This is a genomic window from Paenibacillus vulneris (assembly GCF_039543185.1).
Taxonomy (GTDB): Bacteria; Bacillota; Bacilli; order Paenibacillales; family NBRC-103111; genus Paenibacillus_S; species Paenibacillus_S vulneris.
In genome coordinates this window covers 1-12,665 of the sequence record NZ_BAABJG010000027.1, presented here as the reverse complement: position 1 = coordinate 12,665, position 12,665 = coordinate 1, and the positions used below count along the sequence as shown (strand labels likewise).

The window sequence follows — 12,665 nt, the reverse complement described above, 5'->3', positions numbered from 1 at the left end:
CCTTTCCATCATCTCCCCGTCCGGGTCCATACCCAAAAGATAATGGCACAAGCGCTGACCGAGCCGCCCAGTATACATACGCCGCTCCAGCCGGCGAGGGAATAAGTGAGGGTGGATGCAATCGAACCTGTCGCGCTGCCGACCGAATAGAAGATCATATAAGCCGCAGTCAGACGGCTGCGCGATTCCGGCCTTACGCTTAGGATCATGCTCTGATTCGTGACGTGCACTGCCTGCACGGCAAAGTCCAGGACAATGACTCCAACGATCAGTAACCAATAGGAGGATTCAACCAAACGAATCAGCCCCCATGACGCAAGCAGCAGGATAAGTGCAACCCCTGTTGTCCATTGCCCTAATCCGCGATCCGCCCATTTGCCTGCCTTGGCCGCCGCCAGCGCCCCCGCTGCTCCTGCAAGCCCGAATGCTCCAATCGCGCTATGCGAGAGAGACAGCGGTGGCGCGCTGAGCGGCAAAACAAGCGAGGTCCACAGTATACTGAATGCGGTAAATATGAAAAAAGCCAGCAGCCCGCGGATACGCAGCGTTCGTTCCTCTACAAACAATAAGAGGACCGATCGCAGCAGCTGCCAATAAGACAAGGGTGAATTCTCGCGTTCCTTATTCGGCAAAGCCCGAAATAGCAAGAGGACCATAAGGAGCATCAAGGATGCAGAGACAAGATAGACCGAACGCCATCCGGCAAGGTCCGTCAGCAATCCGGCCACAGTTCTGGCAAGCAGAATGCCGATAACGATCCCGCTCGTTACCAAGCCTATGACCCGTCCGCGTTCGTGTGGAGAAGCCAGTGCAGCCACGAAGGCTACAAGTGTCTGAGTGACCACGGCCAGAAGCCCGACGAGAGCGATACCAGCAAAAAGCACCGTACTTGTGGGAGCCAGGCCTACCACAGATGAAGCCAGGACTAAAAGCAGCATCTGCCCTAAAATTAACCTCCGCTGATTCAACAAATCTCCAAGCGGCACCAGCAGGATCAATCCTAACGCATAGCAAACCTGCGTAACGGTAATCACGACGCCGATGGTTGAAGGGGCGATGCCAAATTCGTTTGACATAGCGTCGAGAAGCGGCTGAGCGTAGTAAATCCCGGCCACCGCCATCCCGCAAGCCACCGCAAATGTCAGCGCCGTACGGCGAGATACGGAGATAGCGGCCGAGGAGTGATTGTTCCCGACGGTACCCTCGTTTGCATCCCTGCTATCCCGGTCAGCTTCCTTCATGCAAGCCGATGACGTTTGTTCAAGCTTTTCCATTCCTTTCTCCCACCCTCTTATGTCATTGTGCAGCATAATTACATACCGAACGGTACATAACTAAGTTGAAAATAACATAACTTAGCGTCATCCTTGTTGTCAAGTCATTAAACGGACGTTATTGTTATGTATTAACTTTCCCCTGCTGCTTTTCTTCTTCACTATCAGAGTCTCATTGACATTGTGATGGCTTAGGGATACAATAATAACGTACCGATCGGTATGAAATATTTTTTTCAACAAGACGATTTTGAAAACAAGCTTGATGGAAATGAGGGGTATGATGGTTCGGCCTCGCGAATTTGATGAGGAGCAGGCGCTGGATGCAGCCCTGCAGCTATTTTGGGAAAAGGGGTACGAAGCTACTTCGTTAAGCGATCTGACCTCCAGAATGGGGATTCAAAAACCAAGTCTTTATGCTGCCTTCGGAGATAAGAAGGGTTTGTTCGAAGCCGCCTTGCGCAAATATACGAAAACTCACGCCGTACACGTTCGAGGTAAGCTGCAGCAGCCTTCGGTGAAAGAAGCGTTCCGCGCATTTCTGGAAGGCGTTGTAATGGAGGAATACCGGGAAGGCCCAAGCCGCGGCTGCTTTTGTATCAACACAATGGTCGAGCTTGCCCCCCACGATGAGAAATACGAAATCCTGACAAGGGAGCATCAAATGTATCTCTCCGCTTTGTTCCAGGAGACGATCGAGCGGGGCATAAGATCGGGCGAGCTCTCCGGTGAATTGAATGCCAAAGCGCTGGCGCAGACCTTGGTCGTTTCCTTAATCGGACTGACCGTCCTGCTCAAATCCCGTCCCGACAAGTCTTTCGTTGACAATAGCATTCATTCCATCCTTACCTTGCTGAGATAATCTGCTGGCCTTATAGATAGGAGAGGATGCAACTGCGTCACTTAAACTTCTGCTCAGTAAAAATAAAATAGCCCCACGAGTGGGGCCGGTCTGTTGAGAAACCTGCAGAAATTGAAAAACAGCATAGGTACCCCGGTGGGGTATACCCCTCCGGCCACTGTTGTTCTCGGAAAATTTTGATTATATTCGCTCTATAGCGGGTATTTTCCGAGAACAAAGGTGGACGCTATCGCTCCTACAAGGGATACCCCACCACCGGAATCAAGTTATGGACGCTTCGTAAATCGATTGTATGGAATGGGATAGCTTCGCATTGAATTCCTCATCGGTCTGCTGGGCTGTTAACCCCTCCGATAAGGCGCGCGAAAAGCTGGCGATCAACCCATGGTTGCGGGCCAGTATTTCATTAGCCTCCGTTTGATCATAGCCGCCGGACAAGGCAACAATCCTTACGACATGCGGATCGTCCATCAAATCGCGGTAAAAATCCGGCTCCGTCGGGATGGAGAGCTTCAGCATGATACGCGCATCCTGATCCAGGGCGGACAATTGTTTGTATAGCTCATCTTTTAACAGCTGCTCCGATTTCAGCTTGTCCGCACTATGAATATCCACCTCAGGCTCGATGATCGGTACAAGCCCCGCCGACACAATCCGTTTGCCGATTTCAAACTGCTGCTCCACCACGTTTCGAATGCCCGCGGCGTTAGCTTCCTTAATAACGGAACGCATTTTGGTCCCGAAAATATGTCTTTCATTCGCCCGCTTCAGCAGGCTGCCCAAATCAGGCATCGGCTTCATAAGCTGTACGCCTTCTTCCAGCCCGGCTAGTCCCTTGTCTACCTTCAAAAAAGGCACGATGCCTTTTTTCTCCCACAGGTAATCGGCCGTAAATTGTTGATCTATCGTGCGGTCCATCGTATTTTCAAACAAGATCGCACCTAAGATATACTTCGAATCAAAAGCCGGACTCTTGATAATACGCGTTCTCATTTCATGAACCTGCTCAAACATTTCTTCCTCATTGGAATAGCTGTTTTCCTTAATACCGTACTGAAGCAGCGCCTTGGGAGTGCTCCCTCCGCTCTGGTCCAACGCTGCGATAAACCCTTTTCCGGTATGAATTCGATCCAATTGCTCCTTGTTCAATGATAATTCTCCTTCCTTTTCTTGGAATAGACGACCTCTAACCCGGTACCTCGGAATAACCATCTTCGTAAGGCTTACAACGGAAACAACCAGTAACGCAATCGAAAGCTTGTGAACAATCTGCCTGCCGAAGTCACACCTGCGTAAATCGCAAACCGGTTAGGCATGTCCATGTATCGAGATCACTGGATCAGTTTTATTGTACACCAAAAATCATCCCTCAACCAAACCGAAGACTGCCCTAGAATCGCAGGAAAAGGATGAAAGGACTCTGATCAAGGCTGTTTAAGAGGAACGACTGTGTTCCATGGAACCCCGGAATTGAAAATTTATGATTTCAAAAAAAGGTTATCCTGCAAGGAAACCATAAGATTTCCTGCAGAATAACCTCTCCCCATGATTGGAGCATTACAATTACTTGTTTTTTTGTGCCAGCATGTTCAAGAGCACCGTTACCGCCTCGGCTCTTGTTGCAGGGGCTGCGGAAGCGAATTCGTTGTCTCCCTTACCTTCTACAAGCTGCTGTTTCTTCATCGCCGCTACGGCGCCTTTTGCCCATGCAGGAACGTCTTTATCGTCCGCAAAGCCGGTTACCGCATTAGCTTCGGTAGTCAAACCTAAAGCGTTGGACAGCATGACAGCCATCTCAGCACGAGTAATTTGGGCGTCCGGACGGAAGCTGCCATCCTCATAGCCTTTCACAATCCCCGCATGGAACGCCTGCGCCACGGCTTTCTGCGCCCAGGCTCCAATCTCCGCTTTATCGGTGAAGGTTAGTGCTGCTCCGTCTCCTTGCGGCTTCAATGTGTTCATCAGCATGACGGCGAATTCCGCTCTGGTTACCGTGTTATTCGGCTTGAATGTACCATCCGGATAGCCGCTGACGATTCCTTTGTTTACTGCTTGCTTAACATTAGCCTCTGCCCAATGACCCGTGAGATCGCTCAGGTTTACATCAGGAGCCGGCTTCTCCGCCGCAGAATCTACTGCTAGTACGGCAAATTTCGTAAAATGATCGACTTCGACGGAAATCTTGTTTCCGTTGATCTTGCTGCCTTTGACTTCAATCCATGCTTTCTTCGCTTCGTCATAATAGAAGATACCTGCCGCCTGATTGTTTTTCAAGCTTGCCGGATTGAACGTAAAGGTCAGCGTGACCGGATGACTGAAGTTTTCCGGGAAGTTTTTCAGAATCTCAAAGATCGAGCTGAGCAGAACCTCCTTCTTGATCAGAGACGAAGTGTCCGCCAATTTTTCAATGGTGAGCTTCAGTTCCTTACTGCTGGCATTGGCAGGGATCGAGACCACAATGTCGTTGTTCAAGCTCACTTCTCCGGACTTGCCTGCCGGTAACGTCAGCCTGCCGTCCGTCGAGGTCACTTTGGAGTCTCCTGGCGCAGCTACACCCCCGCTTCCGCCACTGCTGCCACGATTGCCGCTGCTGCCGGGTACACGCGTTACGGTTACGCTGTAGGTTTTCGTAGTTCCGTCTTGCGCTGTCACTACGATCGTAATCACATTGCTGCCAATCTGCAGGTTGATAGGGCTGCTGGCTTGGCCGCTTGCCACTGAATTTCCATTCACAGTCATCGTTGCGTTCTTATCGTACACACTGGCTGTTACCGTCAGGCTTGATACAGCGGCAGCCACATTCGACGTATAGGCTGTTGTGCCGGACGCAAAGGCAGGGCTCAGAGACCCGTTCGACAGGCTCAAAGAGCTTAAGTCGGCGTTGCTGCTATTCATGATGGTCAAATCATGTGTGCCTACGGCTTGCTGGATCACACCCGACGAAACAAACGTACCGTCTACCGTTGTTGCCGTGATGGTAACATTTCCTGCTGCAACGGCGGTCACTTTTCCGGTCGAATCCACGGTTGCAACAGCCGGGCTGCTGGATGTCCATATCACTTCTTTTACGGTTGCCGTGTCAGGTGTCACTTGTGCCTGGAGCTGCGCAGAGCTCTTTGCAATCAGTGCTGCCGGTCCTGTGACGGTGACTCCTGTAGGAGGCGTGTACTCCGGCTCTGCTTGAGGGAATACGGGACGAAGCCTCCAATAGTTATTCCATTGGTTCCCCGAATTTCCATTGCCTGAAATCCTAATAAAGCGAGCTTGTACAGGCTTGTCAAATGTAAACGTCTGTAAGGTGTTTGTTACCGGTACTTTTTTATTTATATCCGCGGTGATCGTTAGTGAGTTCATATACGTATTGGATTCTACGTTCCATGATGTTGGAGTCGTCGTAGTGTTGCTGACTACAGTTCCTGACGGAACAAAGGACCAGTTCTGCCCATCAGTCGAGTACTCAACTCTTAACTTATAGAAACGGGTACCGCTTGAGTTTTCTACAAACCCTATTTGTACGCCATTTATCGTTTTCGCAGTCTCTCCCAAATACATTCTAATCCATGCCGATCCATTAGCTGCCCAACGAAGCGAGGCTGCACCGGCATAATCACCAGGGTTCAGGACGTTTACCGCATAATTGGAGTTGCTCGTATCCACTTGCTGGTCGCTTGCAATCACAATCGGTGACTTTTGAATAGCGATAAATGATACACTATAAAAATTCTTCACGCCTTTAGCATCTGTCAGCGTAATTTGTGCCGTACCCTCTTGAGGATAGGCAATGTCAACGATAACGCCTGCATCCGCTTGTGCGGTTATCTCCGTTTTTTTGGAGTAATCATGATCTAGAGGCAGCGTAACGGTGTAGCTGTAAACATCCGGAGAAAAACCGGAAACCGCCTGTCCGTCAACCAAAAGATTTTTCAATTTCGGCCTTTCCGCGCTTGCCTGATCATCGATCGGTGGAACTGTTTTTTCTTCAAGATTAGCAGCGGCTTGTGGACCGTGGCTATTAATCAGCTGCTGAACATACAGGCTGTCCGGCATCTGGTTTGCCGCCGGTGTCACCTTTTGTGTCACACTGTATTCATATGCCTCAAAATTCGGTACCTTGCCTCCGTTTAGCCCGGCATTCGCCATGTTAACGGAGTCGCCTTTATCCGGTTTCTGTCGGCCGGTTGTTGAGTCCGTAGCAGACCCTAACAGATTATTATTCTTGTCAAAGAAGTGACCGATTACATAGTTCGGCGAAAGCTGAGGCTGCGCGGCTATGAACGGACCGGTGAAGTTATACAGCAGATAGTTAACTCCCGCCCAGCCGTGGGAGGTTCCCATGTTCCATCTATTTTGCAGATAGATCCGTGCACTGACATTATCGTACAACCCGCCCGACGACCAGCGGAAATGCGGTTCGGACGCATTGGACGTGTATTCGCTCACGCTATTATAAAAAACGTTAGGGCCCGAAGTATAGGAATCTACGATAAACGCATGACGCATATATCTCGAATATACACGCTGAGTAAACATGTACTCCGAATTTTTATAATACACCGAATAGCGGCGTTCTCCCGCATCCATCAAGCTGACAGGATCCAGAATATTACCGTCCTGTACGGTAATGTTACGCGAATTGCCGTCTGTCACAAATGCGCTGTCAATATGGTACGTCGTAAAGTTACGCAGCCATCCGTCGCGAACGTTCACCATCGCCACAAACACTTCAGCGTGGTTCTCGTCGTTATAGGATAAAAAGTATTTGCCATATTTATTGGACAGCAATGGCTTGTTGGTATTGTAGAAATGCGAGATGCCTTGAATATTTTCAACGCCCACATTACGGATACGGCCGCTCTCTGCGGTTTTTACGACTTTGGCAACGCCCCAGCGCATATCGAGATTATCCGAAAGCGGTTCTGCAAACGTTATCGTTTTGGAAGCCGCATCGATGCTCTTGATCGTACGTTCTGCGGTGAAAGGTGTGCCGGCAAAGCCGCCCTCCAGCTTACCATTAGGCAGCCAGTTGCTTGCGCCGTCTACCTTATCCATGTACATGGCTTGTACCCAGTTCGCGTTGACCGCTTTTTGCACCGTTACGAGGTCACCTGCGGACAGACCTTCTGTACTTGCAACGTGCACGGAATATTGCCCGGCGCCTACATATTGATCCGTAATGGTTGTGGATGCAGATGTCGTGACGCTTTGTCCGTTAAAGTTGATTAATGTACTGTTGGCCGTTTTTGTATAAGGACTGCCTGTTGTCGAAGCATGATCTTTCGCAGGTGTGTAGGAACTGTTGTTCACTATCGTCCAAGTTGAAATCAGCTTGGTAACTCCAGGCTCAGCTTCTTCACTAGCTATTTGCTCGTCATATGGGTTGGAAGCGGAACCATCGCCAACGACAGGAGTCACCGTTCCCGCACCAGCCCCACGTATAACAACACCGGAGGTTGTCACGTTAAGCGGCTTACTGATGCGGAATACACCCGGCTCCAAATATACGGCTCCGCGGAACCCATCCTCTTGAATCGGATACTTCGAGACGTAGTCAATGGCATCCTGAATGATTTGCCATGCATCGTCACTGTCATTGGCTAGAGGTGACACCTTTACACGCACGGGCACATTAGGAATGGCTACACCGCCGCCTTTGTATCCGACTGCCGAATAATCCATGATTTGGTTGCCTTTGTAATCCGGAATATAGGTTATTTTACCGGAAGCATCCATCTGGATGGCCGGATAGACTTGATTCTCCCAGGAATCAGGATTCACGTTGGCAACGTTTGCATTATTGGAATTCTGAACATTAGGGATGGATTTGTAATTCGCAAAATCATCAATCGCCGTGAAGTAGTAGCTGTCATACAACGTATTCCCGTCTTTTGTTAACGTTAATGCAGCTTTATAAGTTCCCTTAACCAACGGAACGGAATCAGGGACGGTGATGACAGCATTGCCGCTTGCATCCACACTAGCCGCAGGGAAAGTATAAACAGTCCCTCCATTAGGTGCTATGAGCGTACCTGCTATGGATGTTCCTGCAAACGCTTTCGATACATTGAAAACAGGAAACTTATTGGAAGCTGCATTGGCATCTACAACAGCCGGGCGGCCAATGGTAAGGCTCATTCCCGGATAGTTCGGCGTGATGAGGGCATAGCCGCTGCCTGGATCGTTTAGATAGGTGTCGGCGTATGTAGATGATGTCACGCTAATGGTATATTGCAGCTTGGATCCGCCTGAAAAATACAATGTCAGCGAGGTGCTACCATCCGGAAGGGAAGCAAGGTAAGTATCTGTAAATGTGACCGATTGAGTACCCCCGGAGATAGGACCGAGCTTGTAATCTTGAGTTTGATTAAGATAAACGACATCCGTTACTGATCCTGATTTTGCAATTCCGGTAAGGGAAGCGCCGTTAAGTGTGATCGTTGTCGAAGGAGCGCTGCCTGTCCCTTTTACATATGAGCTTGTTTCCGGAGAAATCGTAGGGCTAGTTGGGGTGCCTAGTATTTTAAGGTTCGACATCCCTAGTGTACCTGGATTTCCCGAAATCTGCGTAAAATGGATCATCACGTAACGAGCATCTACAGGCTTCGCTAAGGTTCCTGTAGTTGTGGCCGTCCAACTCGTATTGCTTGGCGTTAAGGATCCCCAATTCGGATCATTCGCAGCTATACTGTCTGGAACCTCAACGTGTTTGGCTAATTTCCATGATTTTGTGCTCCAATCATACGCGCTTGGAGTAGAATTATTTATCGCTGGAAGAGAAGCCCAAACATTATCATCTGAAGTGTATACTACATCATAGACAGACATACGGGCTTTCACACTAGAAAAGCTCGCCGGAATGTCGAAGCTGATTTCGTCAAAAGTTTGAGTCGTCCCCAAATCTACAGCTAACCAAAGGGAACTGGTATTACCGGCTGTTGGAAAAACATTCGCAGCGGACCCGCCATATTGCCAGAACTCGGTGCCGTTATGAGCAATGGCAAGCGGTGCTTTTTTTGTACTATTTTCCGAGCTAACCTTAACATTCGCACCTGTAGTTAATGCACTCGGCGCAACGTCAATCTTGCTTGTTGCTGCACGAGCAGCTTGCGGCGGAACAACAAAGAAACCGATCATTAAAGTGAATACTAACAGGATGGATAGTGTCTTATTCATAGTATTGTTCAATAGTGCTCACTCCCTTTAAATCGCTTACATTTCCATAAACACGTTAAACTCAAATAGTTAACTTAATCTAACTGTCCCTCACCTCCGAATCTTTAAATCTAACATTAACATAAAAAGAATCGATTCAATATCGCTAGAAAATGAAAAAATGTTGTTTGGTTACGATGAAGAGGCAAACAGCTTTCTCCAAAATAACCTAGAAAAAAACAAAATATGCCCAAGCCTTTGTATTGGCCAGGGCATTTCAATGCTAACTTTAAAGGAGCCAAGGGGAATGTTTGAATCTTCATTTAACGTGCTGACGGAGCTTCCCTCCGATGACAACCCTGGCAGTAGATTCAAACGCCGTGCTCGTCCGCTCCGCTCCCTGCGCGCGGACTGAACCCTCGGGGTTCGGCCCCGCTGGCTCAAAAAAAATCCCCGGAACCTTATGGTTCCGAAGAATATGCTTCTATGACAACTCAAGATCCAAAACTTGACGAAGCCACTCAGCCACCTGATGCGGAGCTTCCAAAGGGTATTGATGACCAAAGGGGATGAAGGTTGTATCGATGTGCTTGAATCGTTCCGGAATAAGATGTGCTGCATCCCGGTCACCCCAATGGATTCGTACTTTTTGGGCGTTCCATAATTCAGGTTTTAGCTGGAAAGACTGGACTTGTGTTAACGCTGACATGACCATTGCGTTGGTAGAACGAATGCGGACCGACTGCAGATCATGAATGACGTAGTTCGAGTAGTGATCCAGTCGTTCGCCGTCCGCGATAAAGTCATTGGCTTTCAGCAGTGTTTTTCTGAACGCGGAGCGAGATATAAGTTTCATTATCGACCTGGTAACACCTGCATATTTATATTTGGCATGAATGGGATGCAGTACGGGCTGCAATAGCAAGAGTTGTCTGATCTGCTGCTCGATTCTTTCCATGACCTTAGCAGCGATAAGTCCGCCGAACGAATGACCAATCAAAATAACAGGGCGATTCAGCTCAAGAATCATTTCGATCACAGCCTCTACATAGCCGTCCATCAGAGAAGGATGATGATGACGCGGTGAATGACCGAATCCGGGAAGGTCCACCAGCCAAGTATTGACATCATTCAATTGTTTCGCTATTGGAACGAAACAATCGGCCCCGCTGAATGTTCCGTGCAGAAAAATAACCGGTGTACCGTGATTCTCTTTTTCCAACGAAATTAGTTTGGATCTTCTGCGTTGCACGAACCCTTCGCGGTGCTCGGATGAGGGGTGGCTTAACCGGAAATCAAGATCGGCGATTACGTAGGGAAGCGTGGTCGGAACAACGGATGTCCGTACCCCGTTCTTGCGCTCAAGTTCAAACTTCGAGGTAACCGGGAATTCCGATTTCACGAGAAAATTCATCGATTCTTTGGGAATTCCCAATCGCTTGCCGATGCCAAGTCCTAATAAAGACTTCAACAAAGCAAGCGGAATTGTGCCGAAAGGCGGCGCCGCTCGCATCTCTATCGCAATTTGCCTGATCAATGAAGGGATCGACGGACTATCCTGCTTGGGATCCAATAAAAAATACGTATTACTCGCAAGCTCCTTTGTTTGCACTAAGTTAACAATGAATGATGCGACATGATCAATATGTACCATCGGCAGCCAGTAGTCCTTGCCTCCTGGAACGAGTGGCACAAGATTCCTTCTCACAGAAACTACCAGTACACTAAGACCGCCAATCTGCTCCGTAATTCCCGAGTAAGAATGGCCGATGACGGTACTGGGATTAACCGTGGACAGCGGAATGCCTAACGGTTTTAGTGCTTTTCGTATATAGGAGTCCGCTTGAAATTTCATCTTCTCATACGGGGGAGCTTTCTCAAGAACGGCATCCAGATTGTGAATAGCATTTTGCTCGTTATATGGACTCATATAGCCAACAACATGAATGAATTGCTTCAATCCTTTCTTTATATGGATTTTTTCGGAAAGTTCGGCCAATTCGATGGCAGGATTAAGAAAAGCTTGCTCTGCCTCAGTCTGGCTTAACTCAATATTCATGGGACCGCCCGCATGAACGATGATATCGGAATTTTGTATTCGTTTGTAATCGTTCGCGGATAGCCCTAATTTCGGTTTCGACAAATCTCCTATTACTGCAGTAACGTGTTGCGCCTCAAGCAAATGTAACCGCCCGAGGGTATGTTGAAAGCGATCAAGACTTCGCACGAGTACAATAATGTCGTGATGTTTGGATATTAACTCGGCAAGAATATGGCTACCGATATAACCCGTCCCGCCAGTCAGGAATATTTTCAATTGAATCATCTGCCTTTCGATTCATTTATTAGTACTGAATAGTGCTAGTCGGTGCAAAAAAAATGACTTAAGTAACTAATTACTTAAGCATCGAAGCAAAAGCTTGAATAAGATTCTGAGCTAGCATTGGATTGTTGGTGGCCTTGGTTAGGAATAGAGCTCCTTCGATGGAGGTGACAATCAATGCCGCTGTCTCATGGACGGGCAGATTCCGGCTCAATTCTTTCTTTTCTACGCCTTCTTCCAGCAGCTTCTCAACAACTTGTAGTTGTTTATCGAAGAATGCTTTTATTTTAGCTCTCGCTTCCGAAGAGGAATGGGAAGTCTGCGTATAAAGTGTCAGGAACGGACATCCACCAACATAATCGATTTGTTCATTATCCTCCGTGAGGATTCGAAATAATCGCTCCATTTTTGCAGGAATGGACATGTCTTGCGTCAAGGTACGGGATATTCGTTCTTCGTACCGCGAGATCAATTGATCGACAATTGCTAACAAAAGCTCCTCCTTACTTTTATAGTGGTAATAAATGTTGGTTTTTGAAACTTTGCTGAGGGCAACAATTTCGTCCATGCTTGTCACTTGAAACCCTTTTGTTAGAAATAAGGTCGATGCGGTCTGCAGGACGATATCTTTGTTAGAAATGCTTGATCTTTTGTTTGTCATATTACTACTATACAGTACTACAACATGCAAGTCAAACCCTCGATGTGATTGGAAATGATGCTCGAACATTATGGGGTTCGCTCTTTCGCCAACAACATTGCCAAATCAAAAAACACGCCGGATTGGCGTGTTTGAAGTTTATGTATGGTGGAGCCAAGGGGGATGTTTCAATCACTGATTGAACTTGCTGACGGAGCTTCCCTCCGATGACAACCCTGGCGGTAGATTCAAACGCCGTGCTCGTCCGCTCCGCTCCCTGCGCGCGGACTGAACCCCTTTCAGGGGTTCGCCCCCAGTGAACATAAAAAAAGGCCACTACGCTATCTAGTGTGCACCCCTTAGAATAGACATTGGAAAAACCCCCTGGTTAATCCGATGAATTCTAAGGGGTGTATT

Annotated in this window: 6 protein-coding genes; 1 reads left to right on the top strand and 5 read right to left on the bottom strand. The window is 48.2% G+C overall.

The genetic code is table 11. The annotated features are described in order from the left end of the window. Positions 1–8: 8 nt before the first annotated feature. Positions 9–1,274, bottom strand: a complete 1,266-nt coding sequence (locus ABEA66_RS22955) for an MFS transporter (protein WP_345591145.1) — start codon at positions 1,272–1,274, stop codon at positions 9–11. A 283-nt stretch (positions 1,275–1,557) separates the two neighbouring features. Here ABEA66_RS22955 and ABEA66_RS22950 point away from each other — a divergent pair, with 283 nt between their 5' ends. Continuing rightward, positions 1,558–2,136 (top strand): TetR/AcrR family transcriptional regulator, encoded by a 579-nt coding sequence (locus ABEA66_RS22950; RefSeq protein WP_345591705.1) that lies wholly within the window; start codon positions 1,558–1,560, stop codon positions 2,134–2,136. Positions 2,137–2,397: 261 nt separating this feature from the next. Here the strand turns inward: ABEA66_RS22950 and ABEA66_RS22945 are convergent, their stop codons facing one another. The 4 genes from ABEA66_RS22945 to ABEA66_RS22930 form a co-directional block, all read right to left on the bottom strand. Beyond that, complete coding sequence (locus ABEA66_RS22945; RefSeq protein WP_345591143.1) at positions 2,398–3,285, bottom strand: fructose bisphosphate aldolase; 888 nt, start codon at positions 3,283–3,285, stop codon at positions 2,398–2,400. A 414-nt stretch (positions 3,286–3,699) separates the two neighbouring features. Continuing rightward, positions 3,700–9,318, bottom strand: a complete 5,619-nt coding sequence (locus tag ABEA66_RS22940) for an S-layer homology domain-containing protein (RefSeq protein WP_345591141.1) — start codon at positions 9,316–9,318, stop codon at positions 3,700–3,702. 451 nt (positions 9,319–9,769) lie between these two features. Continuing rightward, positions 9,770–11,611 (bottom strand): alpha/beta fold hydrolase, encoded by a 1,842-nt coding sequence (locus ABEA66_RS22935; RefSeq protein WP_345591137.1) that lies wholly within the window; start codon positions 11,609–11,611, stop codon positions 9,770–9,772. Between the two features lie 70 nt (positions 11,612–11,681). After that, positions 11,682–12,269, bottom strand: a complete 588-nt coding sequence (locus ABEA66_RS22930; protein ID WP_272949098.1) for a TetR/AcrR family transcriptional regulator — start codon at positions 12,267–12,269, stop codon at positions 11,682–11,684. Between the last annotated feature and the right edge of the window lie 396 nt (positions 12,270–12,665).